This window comes from Rhodococcus sp. 05-2255-1e (assembly GCF_002259025.1).
Lineage (GTDB): Bacteria > Actinomycetota > Actinomycetes > Mycobacteriales > Mycobacteriaceae > Rhodococcoides > Rhodococcoides fascians.
This window is the reverse complement of record NZ_NOZE01000028.1, coordinates 14,692-39,780: the sequence shown is the minus strand read 5'-3', so window position 1 is coordinate 39,780 and position 25,089 is coordinate 14,692. Positions and strand designations below refer to the sequence as shown.

The 25,089-nt window shown below is 63.8% G+C and carries 22 protein-coding genes; 12 read left to right on the top strand and 10 right to left on the bottom strand.

Annotation, left to right across the window (positions count from 1 at the left end; genetic code table 11):
* Window positions 1-20: 20 nt before the first annotated feature.
* Window positions 21-458 carry an SRPBCC family protein gene (locus CH262_RS17355; RefSeq protein ID WP_027495758.1) on the top strand — a complete coding sequence of 146 codons (438 nt, stop codon included), beginning with the start codon at window positions 21-23 and terminating at the stop codon, window positions 456-458.
* A 31-nt stretch (window positions 459-489) separates the two neighbouring features.
* Here CH262_RS17355 and CH262_RS17350 read toward each other — a convergent pair whose 3' ends face one another.
* Complete coding sequence (locus tag CH262_RS17350) at window positions 490-1,329, bottom strand: class I SAM-dependent methyltransferase (RefSeq protein ID WP_057473942.1); 840 nt, start codon at window positions 1,327-1,329, stop codon at window positions 490-492.
* A 145-nt stretch (window positions 1,330-1,474) separates the two neighbouring features.
* On the opposite strand from CH262_RS17350, the gene CH262_RS17345 reads away from it, so the two are divergent.
* Together CH262_RS17345 and CH262_RS17340 are read left to right on the top strand one after the other, a co-directional pair.
* A complete protein-coding gene (locus CH262_RS17345; protein ID WP_032407212.1) occupies window positions 1,475-2,362 on the top strand; it encodes a DUF5996 family protein in 888 nt (295 codons plus the stop codon).
* 121 nt (window positions 2,363-2,483) lie between these two features.
* Complete coding sequence (locus CH262_RS17340) at window positions 2,484-3,836, top strand: MFS transporter (protein WP_027495755.1); 1,353 nt, start codon at window positions 2,484-2,486, stop codon at window positions 3,834-3,836.
* A gap of 83 nt (window positions 3,837-3,919) precedes the next feature.
* On the opposite strand, the gene CH262_RS17335 is transcribed toward CH262_RS17340, so the two are convergent.
* From CH262_RS17335 to CH262_RS17320, 4 genes are all read right to left on the bottom strand, one after another.
* Window positions 3,920-5,362: a fatty acid desaturase family protein gene (locus CH262_RS17335; RefSeq protein ID WP_094718040.1), complete on the bottom strand. Its 1,443-nt coding sequence runs from the start codon at window positions 5,360-5,362 to the stop codon at window positions 3,920-3,922.
* 24 nt (window positions 5,363-5,386) lie between these two features.
* Complete coding sequence (locus CH262_RS17330; RefSeq protein WP_045842078.1) at window positions 5,387-6,484, bottom strand: ferredoxin reductase; 1,098 nt, start codon at window positions 6,482-6,484, stop codon at window positions 5,387-5,389.
* Between the two features lie 99 nt (window positions 6,485-6,583).
* Complete coding sequence (locus tag CH262_RS17325) at window positions 6,584-8,077, bottom strand: FAD-dependent oxidoreductase (protein ID WP_094718039.1); 1,494 nt, start codon at window positions 8,075-8,077, stop codon at window positions 6,584-6,586.
* A 38-nt stretch (window positions 8,078-8,115) separates the two neighbouring features.
* On the bottom strand, window positions 8,116-9,021 hold the full coding sequence (locus CH262_RS17320; protein WP_027495752.1) for an AurF N-oxygenase family protein: 906 nt from the start codon (window positions 9,019-9,021) through the stop codon (window positions 8,116-8,118).
* 154 nt (window positions 9,022-9,175) lie between these two features.
* Between CH262_RS17320 and CH262_RS17315 the strand changes: the two genes are divergently transcribed.
* The 8 genes from CH262_RS17315 (at window position 9,176) to CH262_RS17280 (ending at window position 17,421) form a co-directional block, all read left to right on the top strand.
* Window positions 9,176-10,732, top strand: coding sequence for an adenylate/guanylate cyclase domain-containing protein (locus CH262_RS17315; RefSeq protein ID WP_143547125.1), 1,557 nt, complete (start codon window positions 9,176-9,178; stop codon window positions 10,730-10,732).
* Window positions 10,733-10,847: 115 nt separating this feature from the next.
* On the top strand, window positions 10,848-11,513 hold the full coding sequence (locus CH262_RS17310) for an HAD-IA family hydrolase (protein WP_032366799.1): 666 nt from the start codon (window positions 10,848-10,850) through the stop codon (window positions 11,511-11,513).
* Between the two features lie 57 nt (window positions 11,514-11,570).
* Window positions 11,571-12,782, top strand: coding sequence for a sedoheptulose 7-phosphate cyclase (locus tag CH262_RS17305; RefSeq protein WP_027495749.1), 1,212 nt, complete (start codon window positions 11,571-11,573; stop codon window positions 12,780-12,782).
* A complete protein-coding gene (locus CH262_RS17300; protein WP_236253865.1) occupies window positions 12,779-13,588 on the top strand; it encodes an O-methyltransferase in 810 nt (269 codons plus the stop codon). Before CH262_RS17305 ends, CH262_RS17300 begins: the two co-directional genes overlap by 4 nt.
* Entirely contained in the window at window positions 13,585-14,871 is a 1,287-nt protein-coding gene (locus CH262_RS17295; RefSeq protein WP_094718037.1) for an ATP-grasp enzyme, read from the top strand. Before CH262_RS17300 ends, CH262_RS17295 begins: the two co-directional genes overlap by 4 nt.
* On the top strand, window positions 14,871-15,896 hold the full coding sequence (locus tag CH262_RS17290; protein ID WP_094718036.1) for a D-alanine--D-alanine ligase family protein: 1,026 nt from the start codon (window positions 14,871-14,873) through the stop codon (window positions 15,894-15,896). The genes CH262_RS17295 and CH262_RS17290 overlap by 1 nt, the downstream gene beginning before the upstream one ends.
* Window positions 15,893-16,645, top strand: a complete 753-nt coding sequence (locus CH262_RS17285; RefSeq protein WP_032399261.1) for a TauD/TfdA dioxygenase family protein — start codon at window positions 15,893-15,895, stop codon at window positions 16,643-16,645. The genes CH262_RS17290 and CH262_RS17285 overlap by 4 nt, the downstream gene beginning before the upstream one ends.
* Before the next feature lie 50 nt (window positions 16,646-16,695).
* Window positions 16,696-17,421 (top strand): YoaK family protein, encoded by a 726-nt coding sequence (locus tag CH262_RS17280; protein WP_045842079.1) that lies wholly within the window; start codon window positions 16,696-16,698, stop codon window positions 17,419-17,421.
* A gap of 4 nt (window positions 17,422-17,425) precedes the next feature.
* Here the strand turns inward: CH262_RS17280 and CH262_RS17275 are convergent, their stop codons facing one another.
* Window positions 17,426-18,040 (bottom strand): TetR/AcrR family transcriptional regulator, encoded by a 615-nt coding sequence (locus CH262_RS17275; RefSeq protein WP_051365040.1) that lies wholly within the window; start codon window positions 18,038-18,040, stop codon window positions 17,426-17,428.
* A gap of 80 nt (window positions 18,041-18,120) precedes the next feature.
* Here CH262_RS17275 and CH262_RS17270 point away from each other — a divergent pair, with 80 nt between their 5' ends.
* Window positions 18,121-19,053: a DAPG hydrolase family protein gene (locus tag CH262_RS17270; RefSeq protein ID WP_256988855.1), complete on the top strand. Its 933-nt coding sequence runs from the start codon at window positions 18,121-18,123 to the stop codon at window positions 19,051-19,053.
* Window positions 19,054-19,071: 18 nt separating this feature from the next.
* On the opposite strand, the gene CH262_RS17265 is transcribed toward CH262_RS17270, so the two are convergent.
* From CH262_RS17265 to CH262_RS17250, 4 genes are all read right to left on the bottom strand, one after another.
* Window positions 19,072-19,647: a hypothetical protein gene (locus CH262_RS17265; protein WP_052054645.1), complete on the bottom strand. Its 576-nt coding sequence runs from the start codon at window positions 19,645-19,647 to the stop codon at window positions 19,072-19,074.
* 40 nt (window positions 19,648-19,687) lie between these two features.
* Window positions 19,688-20,029 carry a GNAT family N-acetyltransferase gene (locus tag CH262_RS17260; protein ID WP_094718035.1) on the bottom strand — a complete coding sequence of 114 codons (342 nt, stop codon included), beginning with the start codon at window positions 20,027-20,029 and terminating at the stop codon, window positions 19,688-19,690.
* An 89-nt stretch (window positions 20,030-20,118) separates the two neighbouring features.
* The gene (locus tag CH262_RS17255) at window positions 20,119-23,385 is read right to left on the bottom strand and encodes a DUF4132 domain-containing protein (RefSeq protein ID WP_094718034.1); all 3,267 of its coding nucleotides are present in this window, start codon (window positions 23,383-23,385) and stop codon (window positions 20,119-20,121) included.
* A 56-nt stretch (window positions 23,386-23,441) separates the two neighbouring features.
* Window positions 23,442-24,740, bottom strand: coding sequence for a glycoside hydrolase family 16 protein (locus CH262_RS17250; protein WP_094718117.1), 1,299 nt, complete (start codon window positions 24,738-24,740; stop codon window positions 23,442-23,444).
* Window positions 24,741-25,089 lie beyond the last annotated feature (349 nt).

Sequence of the window (25,089 nt, the reverse complement as noted above, 5' to 3'; positions counted from 1 at the left end):
CCATCGAAAGAGAGAACCTCATGGTCGACGTCACCCGAACCTTCACCGCCGCTGTCGCGCTCGACAAGGCCGCCGCATTCCTGCGCGACTTCTCCAATGCGTCGGCGTGGGATCCGGGAACCGAGAGCTGCACCCAGGTCTCCGACGGCCCGGTGGCCGTCGGAACGCAGTGGCACAACGTCTCGAAGTTGTTCGGAGTCACTACCGAACTGACGTATACGTTGGTCACCGACGAGCCCGATCACGTCGTGCTCGAGGGGAAGAACAAGACGGCAACCAGCGTCGACGACATCACGCTGACAGCCGAGGGCCCCGGGTCGACCCGGATCGACTACCACGCGCACGTCGAATTCAACGGTGCGGCAAAGGTTGCCGGCCCGTTCCTGAAGGCGGGCTTCGAGGCAAAGGTCGCTCCGGAGACCGTGGAGAAGATGACCGCCGCGCTGGAAAGACTGTGACCTCGGCGCTTCCGAGCTCAGTACCTCGAAGTCACTTTCGTTCCAGCGCAGGCTTTTTCGCGAGGACGGTGAAGTTGTCGGCCGCGGACTCGTGTCGGTCCGGCGCGATGCGTTCGCCGTCGTCGCCGTAGACGGCGATCAGTTCGAGGCCTGCGCCGGCCACCAGAGTGCGGACGTCGTCGAGGGTCGAGAAGTGCATGACGAGTGCGAATTCGTGGGCTTGCAACGGGGCCAGAGCCCACGATCGGTGATCCTCGGCTTTCGACCGATTGACGAGCCAGTTCCGCACACCGCGCACCTGCGCAGACGGATCGAGCAGACGACGTCCGACGGCGACGAGAAGTGCTCGCAGCGAGAACTGTGGCCGAGTCGTCGGTCGCCGTAACTGAAACGGGCTCTCCAGATACGACCGGCCACCTCGATTGAGCGTCGAGAAGACCACGACGCCTGTCTCGTCGGTCACCCGCGCGAATTCGGCCAGTACGCGGCGGCGTTGCTCGTGGGCCACGGTATCGAGTCCGTTGTTGCTGAAGACGACCAAGCCGAACTCACCGTCCTCGAACGCCGCCAGGTCACGAGCGTCGGCGACGTGCGCAGGCAGATCGGGAAAATTCTTCCGGAAAGCGTCGATCATGTTGGGGGCGTAGTCGATTGCCACGTAGCGGTCGGACAGCAGTCGCAGCAGCGGCGTGGTGCGGCCGCTCCCCACACCCACGTCCAACACCGGAACCCCGCGGGCCAGGTCTGCGGCGGCGACCAAGGCTGCGGCCTCACCGCGATCGAGAAATCCGTCGGTGGGTCCCATGAATTCCACGTACGTGGCGGCGACCCGAGCATCGTCGAAAACACCCCGGTTGGAGTCGGTGGACAACTCGGACACCTCCCCGTTCACGAGCTGCGGACGTACCGCAACTGCCGACGACCGTACCGACGAATCCTGAGGCGCGCCTGAGGTGCTGCCCCGGCGTCTCGGCACAGGTATGGTCTGGTTCCCCTCGTCCGTGCATCATCGACATATGACGAATTCGTACGACGCGTGGCCCGAACTTCGAGTCGACAGCTGGGCGGACACGCGCGACACGGTGCAACTGTGGACCCAGATAGTCGGCAAGACCCGAATGGCGTTGTCTCCCCCGCTCAACCACTGGTGGGGAGTTGCGCTGTACGTCGACGCCTCGGGCCTGACGACGTCGCTGATGCCACTCGGCGATCGAGGCCTCGAGATTCGCTTCGACTTTCTCGCACACCAGTTGATCCTCGCCACCACCGATGGCGAGCGCCGAACCATGAAGCTCGAGCCTCGAACCGTTGCCGACTTCTACGCCGAGTACACCGATCTGCTCTCCGGGCTCGGCGTGGAGGCTCCGATCGTGGCAGTGCCGGTCGAACTGCCACACGCGACACCGTTCGCCGAGGACGTCGAGCACGCGTCGTACGACGCCGATGCCGTCCAGAAGTTCTGGCGAGCGCTCGTCAGCGCTGATCGGGTGTTCTCGGAGTTTCGAGCCGGCTTCCGCGGCAAATCCAGCCCGGTCCACTTCTTCTGGGGCGCTTTCGATCTCGCTGTCACACGATTCTCCGGAAGGCCTGCACCACAACATCCCGGTGGTGTTCCCAACTGTCCCGACTGGGTGATGCACGAGGCATACAGCGACGAGGTGTCGAGCGCCGGGTTCTGGCCGGGCGGGGCCGCGGAGGGCGCGTTCTACGCGTACGCCTACCCGAACCCGGACGGCTACGACAGTCATCCGGCCGTCACCGCCCCCGCGTACTTCGATCGTGATCTCGGCGAGTACGTACTTCCGTACGAGTCCGTCCGCACCGCCGAGGACCCCGACGCACTTCTGCTCGCCTTTCTCGAGAACACCTATCGCGCTGCTGTCGAGACCGCCCACTGGGACTAGCTCGGGTGGGGCGGTCATCGTTCCCCCCATTCGGGGGTATCCCACGGGTGACCCGGATCACTACCGTTCGTCGCATTCGGTATCGCACATATACCCGATACCCGACAAAAATGGAGGAACCATGACCGCTGTCTCGCCCGAGGATCCGGGCGTCGCCACTCCGACCCCACCGGCGGTGCAGACGAAGACGAGCGTCCGCCGAGTAGCGGTTGCCAGTGGCATCGGCACCACGATCGAGTTCTACGACTTCTTCATCTACGGCACTGCCGCCGCACTCGTCTTCCCCACGATTTTCTTCCCGGCGCTCGGATCGACCGCGGGCACCGTGGCGTCGTTCGCGACGTTCGCCGTCGCGTTCATCGCCAGGCCCGTCGGTGCGGTGCTGTTCGGCCACTTCGGCGACCGCATCGGTCGTAAGAAGACCCTGATCTCGACCCTGCTGTTGATGGGCGTGTCCACCTTCGCGATCGGTCTACTGCCCGGCGCAGCCACCATCGGAGTCGCAGCCCCGATCATTCTGGTACTGCTCAGATTCGGGCAGGGATTTGCCGTCGGCGGAGAGTGGGCGGGTGCCACGCTGCTCACTGCCGAGTACGCACCGGCCGGCAAGCGTGGGTTTTATGCGATGTTCCCGCAGCTGGGACCCTCGGCCGCGTTCATCTTCTCCAGTGCGACCTTCCTCGCCACCGGCCTGCTGTTCGGCGATACCAACGAGACCTTCCTCAACTACGGGTGGCGAATTCCGTTCCTGCTCAGCGCTGTTCTGGTCCTCATCGGCCTCTACATGCGGTTGGCCATCGAAGAGACCCCGGTCTTTCGAGCCAACAAGCTCGCCGAGGAGCACGCTCCGGCGAACTCGGCACCGACCAAACTGCCGATCTTCGATGCATGGCGCATCCAGAAGCGCGAAATCATCACTGCGGCAGGCGCATTGGCGTCCCTCTTCGCCTTCTTCTACATGGGGACCGCATACCTGACGAGCTACGGCACCAAAACCCTCGGGTTCGACCGCCCGTTCGTGTTGGTTACCGGGATAGGCGCTGCGGTGATCTTCGGTATCGCCATCGCTACCTCGGCAACCTATTCCGATCGCGTCGGCCGACGCCGGGTCATCATGGCGGCGTGCATCGTCGCGGTGCCGTGGTCGATAGCACTGTTCCCCTTGCTGGACTCGGGCTCACCGGTCGCGTTCGTGATCGGCATGTGCGTGACGCTCGCGATCTTCGGTGTTGCGTACGGGCCGACCGGAGCTCTGCTTCCGGAGCTCTTCCAAACCCGATTCCGTTACACCGGAGCAGGTTTGGGCTACAACCTCGCCGGCGTTCTCGGTGGCGCGATTCCGCCGATGCTTGCCGCACCGCTCACGGCTGCGTTCGGCAGTATCTCGATCGGCGTGATGCTGGCTCTGCTGTCGGTGCTGAGTCTGGTCTGCACCAAAAGACTGATCGAGACCAAGGATGTCGACATGGCGTAAGGGCCCACAACCGAAACACAAAGAACCGCGGCCACCCGGAAGTGGGGTGGCCGCGGTTCTTACCAGCTGTCCTGGAACGAGACTCAGTCGTCGCCACGGGGCGGCGGCTGAACGTCGACGCCACCGGAGTTGTGCTCCGGTCCCGCCGCGGGGTGCTCGGCCGGTACGCGACCGCGAGTCTTGGCGGCCTCACTGTCCTTGGTGGCACCCTCGGCGAACTTGCGACGCCAGCTCTCCTCGGGACGGTAGGGGCCCGGCTTCGGCCGAACCTTGCCACCCGGGAAGGCCAATCGCGCGATGGTCCGCTGGACCATGCCCCACTGCTGAAAGAACGGCCCGGTGTTGTACGGCAATTCGTAGCGCTCGCAGATGTCCTTGATCTTCGGCGCGACGTCCGAATACCGAGTGCTGGGCATGTCCGGGTACAGGTGGTGTTCCACCTGGTAGCTCAGGTTGCCGCTCATCAGATGGAACAGCGGTCCGCCGTCGATGTTGGCGGCGCCGACGAGCTGGCGGACGTACCATCCGCCGCGGGTCTCGTTCTCGACCTCTTCCTGGCTGAAGGTGTAGGCCTGGTCCGGGAAGTGACCGCAGAAGATGATGGCATTCGACCAGACGTTACGAATGATGTTGGCAGTGAAGTTCGCGACGACCGTCGAGAGGAACGTGCTCTCGACACCGCTGAGGCGACTGTCCAACAGGGCGGCCGTCCGGCGGTTCCTGCCGAAACGCGCGGATCCCCGCAGCTTGGACGCGAGGCGAGACCTCTTGCTCTCGGGTAGACGACCACCCGAGGCGAGCTGCGCCAGCGCGAATGCCCCGGCACTGATCAGCGGCCAGCCCACGTAGTCCTTGACGAACTGCTTCCGTGCCTTGACGCCGATGCCCTTGAGGTCCTCGACGAGCTCCTTGACGGGCTTCTCACCGCGACGGATAGCCTCGATGTCGAGATCGTGCAGGGCGACGCCCCACTCGAAGAACGCCATCAGCAGCACGTTGTAGAACGGCTGGGCCAGGTAGACGGGGCTCCACTTCTGACGCGGATCGATACGCATGATCTCGTAGCCGAGATCCTTGTCCTTGCCGCGAATGTTCGTGTACGTGTGGTGCACGTAGTTGTGGGAGTGCTTCCACGAGTTGGCGGTGGACGCGGTGTCCCAGTCCCACACGGAGGAATGGATTTCCGGATCGTTCATCCAGTCCCACTGGCCGTGCATGACGTTGTGGCCGATCTCCATGTTCTCGAGGATCTTCGCGATGCCGAGGCATGCAGTGCCGGCCAGCCACGCCGGCTTGCTGGTGGAGCCGAGCAACAGCACGCGGCCGGCAACCAGCAGCTGACGCTGGGCTGCGATCACCGAGGTGATGTACTTGCGGTCCTTGTCACCGAGGCTGGAGTACACCTCGTCGTGAATGGCGTCGAACTCCTTGGCGAGTTCGGCGATCGTCTCGTCGCTCAGGTGCGCCAGCGGGTTCACCGGCTCATCGGTGTCGGTGACGCGCCTGGTGGTTTCGTCGATAGACATACATTCCCCTGTTCGAATGGAAGATCAGAGTTCGATTTCGATGTCGCCCTCAGCAGTGTTGACACAGATCCGAACCGCTTGCCCCGTAGGTTCGGAGATATCCCCGTTACGTAGGTCACGTAAACGCCCCTTCCTCAGGGTACCTACGCACGTATGGCAGATGCCGATTCGGCAGCCGTACGTCAAATCCAGGCCGGCTTCCTCGCCCGCGGCGAGAATCGTTGTGCCGCCGTCGCACTCGACGTCCTTCTCGCTGTTGACGAAGCGCACGGTTCCGCCCTCACCAGCATCGTCTCCACCGCCGATGACGGGCTGAAAACTCTCGTAATGGAAGCGTTCCGACTCGCCCTGGTCTTTCCAGTACGAGCGCAGATCGTCGAGATGCTCACCCGGACCGGAGCAGAATGCTTCTCGCTCACGCCAATCCGGGACCAGTTCGTCCAGTTCCGACGCCTTCATTCGACCTTCGTCACTGGTGATGCGTAGCTTCACCGTCAGCCCGCCGTGCTTGGCTTCCAGTTCCTCGAGCGTATCCGCGAACATCAACTGTTCACGGTTGTGCACCGAGTGCACCACGACCACGTCACGGACCTGGTCGTGATGATCCAGGGATCGCAACATGCTGATGATCGGCGTGATGCCACTGCCGGCGCTGATGAACACCATCTTGTCCGGAACCGGACTCGGAATCGTGAACTCACCCTCGACCTCGCTGAGCCGGACGATGTCGCCGGTTCTGATGGTGCCCACCAGATACGGCGACACGGTCCCCGACGGCACCAGCTTGGGACTGACGCTGACCAACCCGTCCTCAGGGTCCGGATCGGACGTGAGGGAGTACGCCCGCCAGTGATAGCGGCCGTCGATGAGCACCCCGAGCCGTACGTACTGGCCCGGCGTGTGGCCCTGCCACTCGAAACCGGGACGGATGTACACCGACACGGCCTCGGATCCCTCGGGAACCACACGTTCGACCTTGCCGCGGAGCTCACGAGTGGTCCACAGCGGATTGATCATCGACAGATAGTCGTCGGGCCGGAGCGGATTGAACAACGATCGGACTGCGCGCAGCATCGTCCGTCTCACAAAAGAAACCTGGGGCTTGGCCCCCCGTTCAGCCATACTCAACGGTAACCCCGGGCGGCCTGCCGCGCGCCGGAATTGCTCAGACTCGAATGAGACTGCTACACAACATGAACAGAACCGGGAAATACCGACCGGTCAGCGTGCTCGCGACACTCGGTCTCCCAAGGCGGCACTGACCTTGCCGTACCAGCCCAGCGGCCGGGTACCTCGAGTGGGTACATCCGCCAACAACGCCTCGGCTGTTTCCTCGGCATCGATCTTGTTGTCGCCGATGCCACCGGTCGCCCCGCGCTTGGCCCACCCCACCACGTAACACCCGGGCACCGGAGTGCCGTCGGCTGCGGTGACGCGGCCGCCCTCGTTACGGATGGTGCCGGTGATGTCGTCGAACGGGACGCCCGGCGACGGTGTTCCGCGATAACCGATCGCGAGCAGCACCAGCTCCGTCGGGAGAGTGACCGCGTGTTCACCCACACCCACCTCGATGGACTCCACCGAGCCCTGCCCGTGCACAGCAGAAGGTGCCCGCCCGAAGGCGAACACGATGCGACGCCCGTGCGCGCCGGATCCGAGATCGACTCGGGCCGCGCCGGCCAGCGCCGATGCAGGAGCGGACAACGGCAGCCGGTCGATCGCGTCGAAAATTCCGTCCGGTCCCGCCACGACGACGTCGACTCCGGCGCGATCGACGAGCGCCTTGCACTCCGATCGTGTGAATGCCGCGAACTCCGGTCCTCGTCGAGCCAGGACGACCACCTCTCGCACGCGATTGCGACGGAGCTCTGCCAACGCGTGTGGGGCGATCTCGGTTCCGTTCAGAGAATCGGGATCGGCCGTGAGAATGCGCGCGGCGTCGAGGGCCACGTTGCCGTTGCCGATGATGGTGACGCGGTCGACACCCGTGAGATCGATGGCGTCGGCGGGGACGTCGGGATGCCCGGTGTACCAGCCGACCAGGGTGCGCGCGCTGACAGAATTGTCGAGATCGACACCGGGAATGTCGAGCGCTCGGTCCTTGTCGGCACCGACGGCATAGACGACGGAATCGAACTTTCGAGCCAACTCGACGTGATCGACGTCCTTGCCCACCTCGATGCCGAGCTTCATCGTCACGCGTGGGTGCGCGAAGATTCCCCGAAAGTGCTCGCTGATGCGTCGAGTGCCGAGGTGGTCCGGTGCCACGCCGTAGCGCGCCAGACCGCCTGCGGTCGGCAGCCGGTCGTAGAACGTGATCGTGGTTCCCGGCACGCGCAGCAGGGCTTGCGCGGTGTAGCAGGCCGCCGGACCGGTGCCCACGATGGCGATGCTGACCGGAGGCAGCTCGTTGACCGTCGCCACCGGAAAGCGCGGCTCACCCCACTCCGCAACCGCCGGCTTGTCGCGGTAGTAATCCGCGTTGATCTCGGCGTAGATCTGCTGGTCCGGAGTCAAACGGGACACCCGGGTGATCGCGTCGACCGGGCACGCATCCGCACACGCACCGCAGTCGATGCACGATCGTGGATCGATGTAGAGCAGCTCGGTCTTACCGAAATCCGGCTCGTCGGGGGTCGGATGAATGCAGTTGACCGGGCACACCGACAGGCAGGATGCGTCGTTGCAACAGTTCTGCGTGATCGCGAACGGCATGGGTTATCGGATGTCCTTCACGGCCTCGAAAAGAGTGGTCAGAGCATGTGCAGACGACGGTAGATCATCTCCGCCGGCTTGGTGATCAAACCGCAGTCGAGAAGAAATGCCATCAGATGCTCGCTCGAGGTGCGCATCATCGTGTGGTGGTGGGCGTTGTTCTTCGCTTCCTTCACCGCACGGTCGACGTCGAGGCCCGCTGCTGCGTAGACCTCCTTGTTGACCATGTTGGACACGATCAGTCGAGCGGCGATCGCGACGACGAGCGCACTGGCCTTGCGGCGAGCCGGACTCTTGCCTTCGATGTCTTCACGCATCTGCGCGCGCGCGAAGGTCATGTGTCGCGATTCCTCGACGACGTGGATCTTGCTGGTGGTGCGCACGAGGGGCAGTACGTTCTCGCCGCGCATCCAGTCGCGCTGCATGACGTCGAGAACTTCTTCGGCGACGAGGATGCCGCCGTAGGCGACCTCGGCGGATGCCAGGGCCTTGAATCCGCGGCCGAGTTCGATGCTCGACCGGCGCGGCAGGTACGCCTTGATGCCCATCTTCTGGCAGGCCCGAGCGAACATGATCGAGTGACGGCACTCGTCGGCGATCTCGGTGAGCGCGAACTGGAAATCCGAGTTGGACGAGTCCTTGCAGTACTGATCGCGCAACACCATCTGCTGCAGGATCATCTCGAACCAGATGCCGGTGCTCATGATCGAGCAGACCTCGTGGCGAGTGAGCGTGATGCGCTGTTCTTCGCTCATCTCGTCCCACAACTTCGTGCCGTAGAGCGTGCTCCACTCCGGATTGAGACCGTAGAGGGACGGATCGAGATCGGCCTCCCAGTCGACCTCTTCGGCCGGGTCGTACGACAGCTGGGCGGCGGAATCGAGCAGACGTGCGGAAACATCCTCGGGCTCGAGGACATCGTTCCTGGAGAGTGTGCTGGTCATCGCCGTCGTTCCTTTCATCGTCGAACAGGAGTGGTTAGCTGTTACGGAGATTACCAGGTACTTCTCGACACAGATAGTCACTCGGGCAGAATCGCCCGAATTCTTTTCGTCGGGGCACCTAGAGTTCGAGCGTGCAGAGAACGAAGAAGCGCCAGTGATCGCAGCACTGAGGTCCGCCCTCGCCCGCACCCCGATGCGCCTCTACGCGGCGGGAATGGTGTCGGCCAACGCCATCGGGGCGGTCATCGTCTTCGTGTTGGCGCGGTTCATCCTGCCGCTGCCGGTCGGATCCGAAGAGATCCTGTTTTGCTCTGGAGGTCACTCCGCAGGCTGCGCTCCTGACCGCAATTACCTGGCGTTCTTCGTCTACCTACCGGTCGCGATCGGTATAGGGATCGCGCTCGGACTTCGCGTCGCGAGACCGCTCGTCGAGTGGCTGCACACCGGCGGCACGCCGTCGGACGAGACCACGATCGCCGTGATCCGGCTACCCCTCCGGCAACTCGGCGTGCACGTTCTGTTGTGGGCGCTCGGTGTTGCGGTGTTCGTCGGCGTCAACGCCTCGGCCGGGGCTGCACTGTCGATCATCGTGGCCATCGCCGTCAGTTTCGGCGGACTGGCGACCTGCTCGCTGGGCTACCTGGTGGCCGAACGCACCCTGCGGCCGATCACCGCGGCTGTGATGGAGGTCAGCGAGGTCACCGACGCCGCGGCACTCGGCGTGAAACTGCGCGTCGTCCTGATCTGGGTACTGAGCACGGCCATTCCCATCCTGGGGCTGGGGCTGATCGGACTCGGCCGACTGATCGATACCGTCATACCCCCGGACGTCGACCTGTCCCCCGCTATGGTCTCGCTGTCTGCCATCGCCCTCGTCGTCGGCTTCGGCGGCATGTTCCTCGTCGGTCGCTCGGTGTCCGATCCGCTGCAGCAGGTGAGCTCTGCCATGCAGCGAGTGGAGGCCGGTGCCACCGATACCCGCGTCGACGTCTACGACGCGTCCGAGATCGGCAGGCTGCAGAACGGGTTCAACAAGATGGTCGTCGGTCTCGACGAGCGGGAGCGACTCCGTTCGCTGTTCGGCCGGCACGTGGGCCACGACGTCGCCCAGCGCGCGTTGGCCAGCGCGCCCCGTCTCGGCGGCGAAAACCGGACCGTCGCCGTCCTGTTCATCGACCTGGTCGGCTCCACCGCACTGGCCGAGCGCGAATCCGCCGAGACGGTCGTGGACCTGCTCAATCGATTCTTCGCAGTGGTCGTCGAACACGGCGAGCGCAACGGCGGCTTCGTCAACAAGTTCGAGGGCGATGCCGCCCTGCTGATCTTCGGCGCTCCGGTCGATCATCCCGACCCTGCCACCGCGGCGCTGCGCACTGCACGCACCCTCGCCGCCACGCTTCGCGCCGACGGCGGATTCGAGATCGGCATCGGCGTCACGTACGGGCCGGTGATCGCCGGCAACATCGGGGCCGAGTCCCGTTTCGAGTACACCGTCATCGGCGACACGGTGAATCAGGCTGCGCGGCTCACCGATCTCGCAAAAGACGACCCCGACACCGACGTGCTCACATCGTCGACGGTGCTCGAACACGCAACCTCGGACGAGCGGCAACTGTGGGAATCGGGTCGGTCCGTGACCCTTCGCGGGCGATCCGCACCGACGGTTCTGGCGGCTCCGATACTGCGCGGCGAACAAGCGAGCACACGGTAGAAAATTCGAAGGTTTCCCTTTCGGTGCCGATGGGGCATACCCCCCGAACCAACCCACCCATCGCGCTGGCGCGAGACATTTGCTGGTACAACGTCTCTCGCTCCGAAAGGCACCCATGCCCGCAATTCTGTTCGGCTCCATCAGCACTCTCGTCGACACCTCCGAGCTACAGCGACGCTCGTTCAACGAGGCCTTCGCCGCCCACGATCTGAACTGGAACTGGTCGCAGGACGACTACCGGTCCATGCTCGGATCGAACGGCGGTGCCGACCGCATCAGCGAATACGCGTCGAGCACCGGAACCGAGGTGGACGCGGCCGCCGTGCACGCCACCAAGTCCGAGATCTTCCAGCGATTGATCGGCGAATCCGACGTCAAGACGCGACCGGGCGTGGCCGACACGATCGACTCCGCGAAAGCGAACGGGTTGAAGGTCGGCTTCGTGACCACGACCTCGCGAGAGAACATCGACGCACTGCTCGCTGCCCTGTCTCCCGAGCTCACCGCCGATTCGTTCGACATCATCGTCGACGCCTCGTCTGTCGACGCAGGCAAGCCCGACCCCGCGTCGTACGAATTCGCCTTGAAGACGTTGGGCGAGAACGCGTCCGACAGTGTGGCCATCGAGGACAACGCCGGTGGAGTGCAGGCGGCAGCGGCAGCGGGCGTCACCTGTGTCGCGTTCCCGAACGAGAACACTGCCGGTACCGATTTCGGCTCGGCCACCGACACCGTCGATGCACTCGATCCCGAGCGCGTCCGCGCCCTGATTTCAGCCTGAGCGGAGCCTGCGGAGTGAGCATTTTGCCTGATCCTTCATACATCTCAGGAGCAACAAGTGAGTAATCTTCAGGCCCAGGTCGTCGCCGGCGACAGATCGTTTCGTGTCGAGGGATACGAGCGGATCGAATACGACTTGATCTACGTCGACGGAGTGTTCGCGATCGAGAACACCGAATTGGCCGACAGCTACCGTCCGTACGGGCGCGCCCTGATGGTTGTCGACGAATCGGTGCACGCCATCTACGGCGACCGGATCAGTGCATACTTCGATCACCACGGCATCGCCCTGACAGTGGTGCCGGTGCACATTGCGGAGACCGCGAAATCACTCGAGACGTTCGAGCGCATCGTCGGCGAGTTCGACGCGTTCGGTCTCGTGCGAACCGAGCCGGTCCTCGTGGTGGGTGGTGGATTGACCACGGACGTAGCCGGTTTCGCGTGCGCGAGTTACCGCCGAAACACTCCCTACATCCGCATTCCCACCACGTTGATCGGCCTGATCGATGCGAGCGTCTCGATCAAGGTGGCCGTCAACTACGGCAAGCACAAGAATCGTTTGGGGGCCTACCACGCCTCGCAGAAGGTGCTGTTGGACTTCTCCTTCCTCGGCACACTGCCCGAGGATCAGGTCCGCAACGGGATGGCGGAGCTCATCAAGATCTCCGTGGTCGGCAACCTCGAGATCTTCGAGTTGCTCGAGCAGTACGGCCCGGAACTGCTACGCACCCGGTTCGGCCACCTCGACGGAACTCCTGAGTTGCGTTCGGTCGCAGACCGTTTGACGTACTCGGCAATCGCGACGATGCTCGAGCTCGAGGCACCCAACCTGCACGAGATCGACCTGGACCGAGTCATTGCATTCGGGCACACGTGGAGTCCCACGCTCGAGCTGACGCCGCCCGCGCCGTTCTTCCACGGCCACGCGATCAACATCGACATGGCCCTGTCGACGACGGTCGCCGAACAACGCGGCCACCTGTCGACGGCCGATAGAGACCGCGTGCTCGGAGTCATGAGCAGCATCGGACTGGCATTGGACAGCCCGTACCTGACACCCGAGTTGCTGACCGAGGCAACAGCATCCATCCTCAAGACTCGGGACGGGATTCTGCGCGCCGCGGTGCCCGACCCGATCGGCACCTGCCGCTTCCTCAACGACCTGGAACCTCGCGAACTGGCCGACGTCCTGTCGTTGCACAAGAAGATCTGTCTGGACTTCCCACGGGCGGGCGAGGGTCTCGACATGTTCACCGCACCCACGCCGTGACCGATGCAGCCATGACGCCGCGTCCGGTCACCCCGACGACGATCTTGGCGCGCGAGCTCAGCGAGATAGCCTCGCTACTCGACGCCGACGCCGGGGTGACCGACGAGCTGACCACCCGTGTTCATCGGGCCCGCGATCTCGCCGCGGGACTCGATCCGTATCTCGACACCTGCACCACCTCCGAATCTGCGGCACTGGCCACGTTGGCGTCGCGGACCCGCTCTGCGGATTGGGGATCACGCGACGTGGTCTCCGGTTCCGGGCCCCTGGAGATGGAAATGCTCTCCGGCCATGTGGAGGGACGCTTCCTGGCGTTTCTCGTGCACATGACGCGGGCGACTCGGGTGCTCGAGATCGGTATGTTCACCGGTTACTCGGCGTTGGCGATGGCCGAGGCGCTTCCCGCGGGCGGCGAGGTCGTCGCCTGCGAGGTGGATCCGTACGTGGCCGAGTTCGCGCAGTCCTGCTTCGCGGAATCGACTGCAGGATCCGCCATCTCGGTGCAGGTAGGGCCTGCGCTCGACACTCTTCACGGGCTCGACGGGAAGTTCGATCTGGTGTTCGTCGACGCCGACAAGAGCGGATACCGCGGGTACGTGGAGTACCTGCTCGAGAGCGATCTGCTCTCCGACGGTGCCGTGATCGCCGTCGACAACACCCTGTTGCAGGGTCAGCCCTACGCTCCGCAGCCGAACGAGAACGGCCGGGCCATCGCCGAGTTCAACGACTACGTCGCGAACGACCCTCGCGTGGAACAGGTTCTGATTCCGTTGCGCGACGGTGTCACACTGATCCGACGCACATGATCCGCACCGTTGCGGCGCTGATCGGCCTCACGGTCACCCTCCCCGTCGACCTCGCGGCGGTGGGGGTGGCGGCGCTGCGAGGTACCCGGCCCGTCGCCCATCGAACCGATTCGCCCAGAACGATTCTGATCAGTGGCGGCAAGATGACCAAAGCCTTGCAACTCGCACGGTCCTTCCATCTCGCCGGCCATCGGGTGATCCTCGTGGAATCGGCGAAGTACCGCTGGACCGGACATCGTTTCTCCCGCGCTGTCGACCGTTTCCATTGCATTCCCGACCCGGGTGATTCGGGATATGCGCAGGCTCTGCTGGACATCGTGCGCCGCGAGGGCGTCGACGTCTTCGTGCCCGTGGCAAGCCCGGCCGCGAGTATTCACGACGCCGACGCGCGTGCACTCCTCGATGCGCACTGCGAGGTGATCCACGGCGACGCGGATACCGTACGGATGGTCGACGACAAGTCCCGATTCTCCGAGCACGCAGCGTCATTGGGACTCCGTGTTCCCGACTTCAGGCGCATCACCGACCCCGCCCAGATCGACGAATTCGACTTCGCGCCGGGCCGTGAGTACATCCTCAAACGGATCTCGTACAACCCGGTCGGCCGAATGGATCTGACGCGGTTGACGGCGCACACGCCGGAACGCAACTCCTCGTTCGCCCGGAGCCTGCACATCACCGAGAACGACCCGTGGATCCTGCAGGAATTCATCGCCGGACAGGAGTACTGCACGCACGGCACGGTGCGCGAGGGTCGCCTGCAGGTGTACGGCTGCTGCGTGTCGTCCGCCTTCCAGGTGAACTACGAGATGGTGGACAAGCCCGAAATCCTGCGCTGGGTAGAGACATTCGTCTCCTCGCTCGACACCACCGGGCAGCTGTCGTTCGACTTCATCGAGTCCGCCGCCGACGGCCGGATCTACGCCATCGAATGCAACCCGCGCACCCACTCGGCCATCACGATGTTCTACGACCACCCCGACCTGGCTGCCGCGTACCTCGACGACGGGCATGCCGAGATCGTGCCGCGTGCGACGGCCCGGCCGACGTACTGGATCTACCACGAGCTGTGGCGTCTGATCACCGAGGGTGATCGAGTATCTCGGCTCCGCACCATCTTTCGAGGCAAGGACGCGATCCTCACCGGTTGGGATCCCCTGCCGTATCTGTTGGTACATCATCTGCAGATTCCGTCGTTGCTGATTCGGAACCTCCGCGATCGGCGTGGCTGGTCCCGAATCGATTTCAACATCGGAAAACTCGTGGAAAACGGAGGCGACTGATGACGTTGTCGGTCATAGTGCTCGTCGGGTCCTCGGTGGACCGCTTTCACAGTGACCTCTCTCGGGTCTACGCCGGCGGCTTCCTGGACGCGCTCGGCACGAACCCCGCGTACAGCTTCGAGATCGCATTCGTCTCCCCCGGCGGCCTCTGGAGTTTTCCCACCGGTCTCGAGGATTCGAGTATCGCTGCGGCGCAGCAGATGCCGTTGGCACAGGCGGTGGAGCTCATCGCGGCGCGCGACTTCGACGTCATGGTTCCGCAGATGTTCTGCATGCCGGGTATGACGACGTACCGCAGCCTGTTCGATCTACTGGGCGTGCCCTACCCCGGCAACGGTCCGGACCTCATGGCGTTGACGGCGAACAAGGCCCGCGCCCGCGCAGTCGTCGCGGCGGCCGGCGTGCGTGTTCCCGACGGCGTGGTCGTCCGATCCGCCGACGACGAGATAGACCTCGCCCTGCCGGTCGTGGTCAAGCCCGTGGATTCCGACAACTCGATGGGTGTCTCGCTGGTCCACGAGTCCGACGGGCTGGCACCCGCGATTCGAGAGGCTCTGACGTATTCGCCTGCTGCACTGGTGGAGACGTACGTTCCACTGGGTCGTGAAGTTCGGTGCGGGATCATCGTCCGAGACGGCGAACTCGTGTGCTTGCCCCTCGAGGAGTACGCCGTCGACTCCGTCCGCAGTAGTGCGGACAAGCTGAATCGCACATCCGACGGCGATCTCTACCTGGTCGCGAAAGAGCAGACCAGAGCCTGGACGGTCGACGTCTCGGATCCGATCACCGAAAAAGTCTGGGCAGCAGCACGATCGAGTCACATCGCACTGGGATGTCGGCACTACGGCCTGTTCGACTTCCGCATCGACCCGGACGGCGAGCCGTGGTTTCTCGAAGCCAGCCTCTACTGCTCCTATTCGCCGTCCAGCGTGTTGGCGGTGATGGCCGCGGCCGCGGGCATCACCGTCGAAGAATTGTTCGCATTCGCGCTCGAAGAACTGCCGGTGAAGGAGTCGTCGTCATGACGTTGGGAATCGAGATGGCCGATCTGAACTTGGAATCGGTTTCAATAGAGCAACTTCGAGAGCTCCTCGCCGAACACGGGGTGTTGATCCTGCCGAACCAGCCCGTCGACGATCAGCGCTTCCTGGCGTTCCTGCGCCGGTTCGGAGAGTTGATGTTCACCGAAGGCGAGACGCCTGTTCCCGACTGTCCGGATCTGAACGTCATCAGCAACGTCGGCCGCTCCACGCCGCCGAAGTCCACGTTCCACGTCGACACCACCTACATTCCGAATCCACCCGCCTACACCGCGTTACGCGCGGTCGAAGTTCCCGCGGCCGGAGGCAGTACGTTGTTCAGCGACCAATACGCCGCATACGAGACGCTTCCGGCGGAAGTGAAGGAGCATTTGGCCGGGCGCACGGTGACGCACCGAGTGACCGGCGTGGCGTCGGATTCCGATTCTTCCGCCGACCATCCCCTCTTCGCCGTTCACCCGATATCCGGACGCACCGCACTGTCGCTGTCCGCGCCCGCTCGCTGTGTCGCGATCAGCGGACTGACCGAAGACGAAGCACGAGACACCGTTCGCTACCTCGTGGAGCATTCCACGAGGGAGGACAACCTGCTGCGGCACAACTGGTCCCCCGACGACATGGTGATGTGGGACAACAGGTGTGTGATGCACCGCGCGGATCACAGCGGGGTGGTCGGCAACCGGGTGATGCACCGCGGGATGGTGGCGAGCACCCACCCGACTGCCTCTGTGTGACCGATGACTCAAAGATTTGCCGCCGCGGCCAACGCCCGGAGAATCGAGTCATGACTTCCCCCTTGGCGATCAGCCGCGAAACAGCCGTCGGCGCCGAAGCTCGTCTGTCCTGGATCCTGTCCGGACTGGCAGGCATGGTGGGTGCGGTCGCGTTCCTGCATTCCGCCGGCTACTTCGTGACCTTCATGACCGGCAACACCGAACGAGCCGTCGTCGGACACTTCGGCCATCCGGAGGGCAAGGAGGTGGCACCTGGAGCATCACCCTGGGCCGCATTGGCACTCATGGCGGCGTTTCTCGGCGGCGTGATCGTCTCGTCGATCTGTCGGCGCCGCTACTGGTCCAACCACCCCCATGGAGCGACGGTATTGACCACCGTTGCGCTGGGAGCGGCGGGTCTGATCGACATCGCCGTCTCCGGGTGGTCGTCGGCAAATGTGAACTTCTACCCGATCCTCCTCGTCGCCTTCGCGCTGGGCGCGTTGAACACCGCGTTCACGAAGAAGGAGGAGACGTACATCCCGCTCAGTTACGTCACCGGAACGGTGGTCAAGCTCGGCCAGGGAATCGAGCGTCACCTCTTCGGCGGCGGAACACACTACGACTGGCTCTGCTACGCAACGCTTCTGGGCTCCTTCGCGGCGGGAGGTGCCGTCGGTGCGTTCATCGGCGTCGTGATCACCGGGCCGCAGGTGCTACTGCTCACTGCGCTCATCAGCTTCGGTGCGACGATCTTCACGTTCACCCACACCGAACGGAACTCGTTGCTCGGCTGATCGGCTAATCGGTGACCATCGGGGATGCGCCGACGATCGTGCGCAGCATTCGGTCGACGACGGGACGTGGCAGCCGCGATCCGATCAGCACCTGCCTCCCCACGAGACCCTCGATCATGACGACGAGCATCTCCGCATCCCCCTGGGGGTCTTCGGATTCCAACGACGCGACTATCCACTGGGTGTACGCGACGAACGCGGCCCGCTGAGAGTCGAACAGATCGCGGATTTCCCGATCATGTTGCGCTTCACCGAGCAGGATGCTGCGCGCGATCACTCTTTTCGTTGCTTCTCCGGTGGTCATCGCCTCGATGAAGTCGATGATGCGGTTCACGACGATGTCCACGGTGAGTGGTTTGACATCGACCAGACCACCGAAGGTCGCGCCGGCAGTGTCGTAGTCGCGGGCGAACAACAGCTCGAGCGCCAGGTGCAACAGTCGTCCGCGAGTGGGAGCGTGGTAGTTGACCGACCCGGGGCTCAATCCTGCTGCAGCGTCGACCGCCCGGTGCGTCAAGCCGCGAAAACCTTGCGTTGCCAACACTTCGATTGCTGCCGCGGCGATTTCGTCGCGCCGACGCACTCTCGACTCGTCGTCCTTGGGACGGGCAGGACTCATACCACGGAGTCTAGTGCCCCACCATTGACAGTTGCCGAAGTCACGTCATAGTCTCAACCGATGTTGAGGAACCCCGCCCGATGAGCCGCGGCCCGTCGCGACGACAAATGATGGTGGGTGCCGCCGCGGCTGCAGCCACGGCTGTGTTCGGCCCCGCGGCACGAGCGGTCGCAACTCCCGGCACCGGTTCGAGTGAAGACTGCGGCGAGCGGTACCAGGGCTACCGCGACATCGACCGAGGACGGCCCTATGCCCATTTCTTCGCCGCACGGACGACACCGGCACCGGCCGTCGTGACCGACACAGTCGGCGGGCCGCCGATAGCGCCGGAGTGGGTCCCGCACTTCGATTCCATCACAACCGATCTCGCGCCCACGGGATATTCGGCGATCGAAACCGGCTACGGACGACGCGCCGACGGCATGACGTTCGTGGCGGTGCGCACCGCGATGCCCCGGGTCACGGCAGCGATGTGGGACTGGTGGTTCGGTTGGCATTCCGCCGAGGCGGCCCGCTACAAACTGTGGCACCCCGATGCCCACCTCCACGCCGCACTCGCCGAGGACCGGACGGCCCACGCGATTCCGGACAAGGCGAAGTACATCGGCAACACATCGTTCGTCGACGAGTACGTCGGCCCGAAGCTTCAGCAGCTGGGTATCGGCTTCCGTGACCCTGTTGCATACGGTTTCGACGTTCCCGCAGACCAGACGGTCGTCTTCGGCCGAGTGGGAAGTTCCATCGCACCGGTGGATCTGGGCTGGCTCGCCCATCAGGTTCGGCCAGTGCAGGGCGGTGCCGAGATGCGCAGCCGGTTCTATCTGAACCTACGGGGATTGCACGTTCCCGATCCGAAGCAGGCCGTGTGCGCAGTTCGCCGGGGTGCGTCCGTGGATCCGAGCGACCTCGTTCTCGGACTCGACCTCGCCCGAGATCTGCTGCTGCACTGCGGACAGGAGATGCACCACCTCGCAGGGTTTCTGCCGGAGCTGCACGCAGAGTTCGGCGGTTGAACCGTCCACGAGGGGCAGCTAGTGGCCCAAGAAGACTTTCGCCAGCACGATGAGCGCCGCGACGACGGCAGTGGCGAGCCCGATCACCAGGGCCCGAAACGTCGGACGGTTCCCGCGAATTCGTTCCGTGACAATCGGTATGGTGGCGATTCGTACGACGATCACCACACCGGCCAACAGTTCGGCCCATTGTGCCGGAAGCACCGACAGCCACCCGAGCGCTAGCATCGCCGCCGGAAACGTCCCGGAGCTCAGAATGGGGACTGCATCCCGGAATTCCTCGATGGCCTCGAATGTGCGCTGTTCGTCCGTTGCATCACCGTGCGCCTCCGGTATCTGGCTCCCGGCGACGAAATCTGCGAACACATGCGCGAGAAAAGTCGTTGCCGCAGTGGCCGCTACGAGAACGGCCGCCGTCCCGTGCCCGATGGAACTCGGCGTGGAGGCGGCAACCGCGGCGAGGACCAGGATGTTGCCGTAGATGTACGCCGAGAGCCTCCTGGCCGCCCGAACGGGCGACAAGGGGCCGTCGGACCGGGTGACCAACCGACGGTAGAGATGGGTGCCGCCGGGGCGGTGTCCGGGATCGGTCATGCTGCAGATCGTCCCACGTGGCCGGCGATCGGTCGACGAATCATCCCTGCTGGTCGGCCAGCCACTGCCGAATATCGTCCGTGACGGGCTCGACCATGTCGTCGTACTCGTGATGTTCGCCGACGAACGCGACCACCAACGGACAGATCGGAACGGCGTGCTTGTTCTCGGAACGCGTCGTGTCGAGCGCGTGCCGAACGACGATCGTGGCCAGACCACGTCCGCCGTAGGCCGCATCCACTTCGGTGTGGAAGAAGACGCGCCTGCCCTGCTCGTCGTCGGCGAACTCGGTGAAGCCGACCTGTGTGCCCTCGACCGAAATCGTGAACCTGTCCGCCTGCTGGGCGATCTCGACCTCGGCACCGGTTTTGTCGACCGTCATTCGCACTCCTCGTTCGTCGCAGGCGCATCCCGCACCCGTTTGCACGATCGTCCCTCGAGACCGCGCGTCTGTACAACGAAGGGAAGTTGTCACGGCTCCCCCTGAAGGTCCGGCTCGTCACCGCGGATGGTCTCGGTGTGGATGGTCGATAGATCTCGCAAGAGTTCCGATGCCATGATCACCGACAATTCCGCGCCGGTGTGAAAGACATGGACGATCTTCTGCTCCGCCCACAGGGCCGGGCTCGACACGTTGAAGCCGGGAAACGCCATGATCACTGCCGTCGTGCGATCGTCCATCGGCTTGTTCAGTGCGATCTGTGCGCCCTTGTCCTGTGGGTCCTCTCGTCTCCACCCCCTTCGGCTCAGCGCGAGCAGTTGTTCGGTAGTGGTCTTTAGTCCTTCGAGTGCGGACATCGTAGATGCGACATCCGCACGGAACACCTCGCGTCGAACCTGCTCGAAGGGCTGCTCCGGCATGAACTCCCAGCTGCCGAGCACAGTGCCCATCGTTGCCGGGTGCGCCACGACAACCGGATCCTCGTCCCGCACCTCGACATCGCGACCGTCGGCACCGACAGGGACGCGCAACTCGGAGAATCGGAAACAGCGACCGTTCGTTGTCGACCACACCAGACGCCCGCAGAGTTGCCAGGTCAACGGATGACCGACGAGATGCGCCCGAACCTGTGCCATCGTCCAACGCCGCTGGTTCACCATTGCCTTCTCGAAACGAGAAATGAGTTCAGCGCGCACGCCGTCGAGATCTTTCCGCAGTTCGGTGTACCGACGGTATTCCTCACGCGCATTGTCGGAATCGCCACGACCGGGCCGAGGCACGCGGTCGCGGGGTCTACCGTCACTGTCTTCGACCACGATTCGTAATGCGTGATCGAACCTGAGCACGAACGTTCGATCCCCGTAATCGAAGGTCGTCGTTCCGTCCTCGTCCAGCCCCAGGTTCGGCACCAGTCGATCGGCAAGTTCGAGCGGAGTCAGACCGAGCTCGTCGGCAATTCGATGAATCAAGTTGTCGGCCTTGGCCCGAAGCGCAGGAAACCGCAGCCCCTGGGAGATCGACCACAGGTGGCCGAGCGCTGCGTCGGTGCCGATCGAGGCGAGGGCATCGAGCCCCATCGCGGCACGTCGGTGCCCGGACTGCAGCGGCCAGGTCTTGATCAACGGAGTCAGCCGCCGCGCCGTATCGTCGTCGCCCACCGTCCCGAGCGCGTCGAGAGCCCAGCTCTGCGCCTCCGGGAAGCCGGCCCGCGACCATCTCTCGAACACGTCCCAGACGAGATCGACCAGCCCACGCCGATCGACGAGTTCTCGAACGATATCGACTCCGGCGTACACCTCGTCCATACGAGACAGGGCGAGCATCGTGCAGATATGGCGTACCGCGTCGCCCGTAAGCCGAGCGCCTTCTCCCCGTGAAGTCAACGGCGGAAGCAACACCGGGTCGAGCCAGTCGGGGATCTGCGGAATGTGTCGCGGCAGCGCGAACAGAGGATCTGCGTCGACGATGCCCTCTACCGCTGCGCCGGCAGACTCTCCGTACGACCGAGCTGCGGTGACCACGGCGTCACGATGCCCCCGCCGCGCCAGTGTGCGCAATGCTCGTTCGGCGAGCGTCCGTTTCGGCCCGAGGTGGCCGAGAGCGAGGGGAACGAGATCAATTGCTGCAGTGTTGATATGGCGATCGAACCACTCGAATGCCACCGGCCTGAAAGACTTCTTGTGTAACCATTCGAGCATTGTCGCTGTCACGATCTCACCGACGATGGGGAGCAGAACCTGCGCTTGCCCGGCCGGCGCGGCGAGGACGGCCCGAAGCACGAAGTCGAGTGCATCCTCCTCGAATCGGGCCAGCAGGCGCCGAAGGGCGCTCACGTCTCGATACCCGTAACGCGGTGTGGGGGCGTACGCCAGAACCGGGCGTAACAGACGCTCCGGGGCATACGCGAGTTCGTGCATCGACCAGTAACCGGCACCTCTACCGAAGGCTGCGACCACCTCCGGCCAGTCTCGGCGCCCCAGATAGGGCACGTAACCATCGACGGCTTCGACCCACTGGCGTTGCTCGTCGACGCGCCAGACGATACGCGGCGACGATCGGGGATGATCGAGCCGAATTACCCGATTGTCATCCCGATCGGCAAGGTCGGCCCGGTCGAGCCACGGCGGATCACGGAGCAGCGCGGGCACATCCGATGGATCGAGAGTCGGGACAGCCACGTGCTCGGATTTCGTCAACTCCGGGTGGACTCGTTCGAGATCCCGGCGCAGCCGCTCGGCCTCCGGACCCGATGCGCCGGGCAGTAACCGTGCGGCCCGCTCGGGAGATCGACCTATTGCATCGATCATGGCGGGCTCTGCGTACTTGCTGCCCAACCGGGCAAGTAGGTGCTCGAACCCCGAGTCGGTGTTGATCTCGCTCAGTATCCCGGCACACCATTTCTTGTGCTGCGCAGACAGATTGCCCTCGAAGAGCTCGGCAACGAAAGGCTCGACGCCCGGCCCGATATTAGCGCACAGCGCATAGACGAAGTTCATGCTCATCCCGGTGGACCAGAGTGCGTGATCTCGCGTTTCCTCGAGGGCGAGAACCTTGTCGATGGACTCGACCGAGTCGACGCTGGCCAGCAGGTAGTAGCAATAGCCCCGGTAGAAGCGGTGGACGGTGGTCGCCCGCTCGATGTCTGCTGCAACCCATTGTTGTTGGGTCGGTAAGAGGAACGAAGTCAAGATATTGCACCCGATATGCACCCCGCGAAACGACGCGAGCCTGTCCACCGCGGCCGTGTAGTCCCCGTCGGGCAGGGCTGCCAATGCAGTCCGGACCCTGCTTGCTGCGGCGCCGAACGCGACGTTGCGAAGGTCGTCGGGATCTCGCTCGCCCAGCGAGTGCCGGGCGCGAGATCGATCCGGCACGAGCTCCCGGGTAACCAACTCCACACGTACCGCCTCGGCGAGCATCTCGGCGGCGAAGGTCGCACCGAATCGACCGATGACGAACTCCACGAACGGGACTCGCATAGTGTGCTCGGGCTGGTCGGTGACCACCGTCAGGGTCACAGCTGCGCCTGACGGGGTCACATCGGCACCCGACCCGAGCCCGTCGACGAATGCGTGCGCCGCCGCGGCGTACTGGGACACCGACTCGGGGTGGTCGACAGTTTCGCTGAACCGTTCAGCCGTTCGGCTGAGCAGATCGTCGATGGCGGCAGCTTTGGCAACGAGAGCTCGCGTGGCCGCACGAGCGCTGGTTCTCGGTTGTGGTGAGCGCCCGTGAAACGCCTCGCCGCGGCGCCACCACACTGCGGGAACCTGCCATTCGGTCTGCTGCGCACTCACCCGTCGACCCTAGATCAGGCACATCGAACGTACGGGTCGTCCCGGTACCTCCTCGGCTATCCCGTCCAGCTGTACACCGAAACCCAGTCCAGCAACAGATGCCCGTTGCTGTTTCCGGTGCCGTTGGTCTCGGTCTGCAGTTCCCAGCGCATCGGACCCGAGGGAACCCACTTGGTGCTGTCCAGAACCACGGTGTTGTCGAGGATGTAGCGCACGCGGCCCGGGGACCACTCGATGGTGTACGTGTGCCAATCGGTGAAGTTCGCGCCGATGTTCCGAGCGACGTCCTGGCAGCCGCCGACGCACGAACCGGCACCCGAGTAGTGATGGAAGCCGCCGACCTGCCCCGCGAGACTTCCTTCGGGGAAGTCCATTTCGCCGTCCGCAGGCCATCTTTCGGACTGCGGCCACAGCAGCCATGCAACGTAGTACTCGGCCAGAGTTGCCGAATCGACCTTGAATCGCGCTGTGTATCTTCCGTATGTTTGGTTCTGCCCTGCCGCGTTGATCACCGGCGAGACGCTGGCACCGGCCGGGACACCGTCGACATTGTGCAATCCGTAATCGAGCAGGCCGTCGTGCGTGGACAGCACGGCGTCCGCTCGGTACGGGCGCTTCTGATAGGTGTCCTTGTAGCACTTGGGGTATGTGCGCCACTTCTGATTCTGCGCACCGACGTAGACGATCTTGGTGGGATCGCAGTCGTTGGCCCAACTGCCGACGGCGGAAGGCTTCGCGAAGTCGTCGACGAAGATCTGCTTCCAACCGGGTAGGTCGCCCACCGGCGCTGCCACCCCGCTGGGAGTGGTGGACGGAGTGGTCGGTGGCGTCGTGGGCGGCGTCGTCGTGGGCGGTGTCGTCGGAAACGGCGTGGTCGCGGTGATCCACTTCTGAGCAGCAGACCCGTTGCATTTCGCCAACACCGGTCGGTTTCCGTTGACCTCACGCGAATTCTGAATGCACAGGCCGGTCTTCTGCAGCAACGAGATCGAGCCGTCCCCACGGATCGACCATTGCTGCGCGGGCTTGCCGTTGCACGCCCACGTCGTCAACGCGACGCCGGCCGCCGCGTAGCCCGATGCCGGCGACAAGCATCGGCCCTGCACTCGAATCGTGGCGTCCTCGGTACCGGTCCACGTCTGCGCGCCGGTACCGTTGCAATCCCAGATCTGGACGGGATTGTTCTGTCCGGTGAGACCGCCCTTGTTGTCCAGGCAGAACCCTGCGGGCGTCTTGATCTGTCCCGAGGTGGCGGCCGCGGCCTGTGGCGCGTGAACTACGAAAGCCGAAAGTAATACGGTGGTTCCGAGCGTCACCAAGGAACGCTTCAGAACAGCACGGCCCGAAACAGTCATGGTTTCATCCTTCGAGAGACCGAACATCGCATTGGATACACGGCGGATAAATACAATTGATTGCCGGCATCTCGAATCATAGGGATGATTCAGACATTGCGCAGTGAATTCGCATTCACCCTGAAACGCCAGGTCAGAGGCGTAATTGAAAGAAATACGACCGGTACGAATTGGAGATTAAATATTAAACTAGTTGCTCCGGATCGAAAATCTATTCACTCGAATCGAATTGTCGAGCAAATCGTGCATCTGGACTTTTTACGATCTTGTATCGATCATTTCGCTGGCAAACGAGCGCATTGCCAGCCCTGCGCAGGATCCGGCCCGACAGTTCGAGGGACGGTGCACA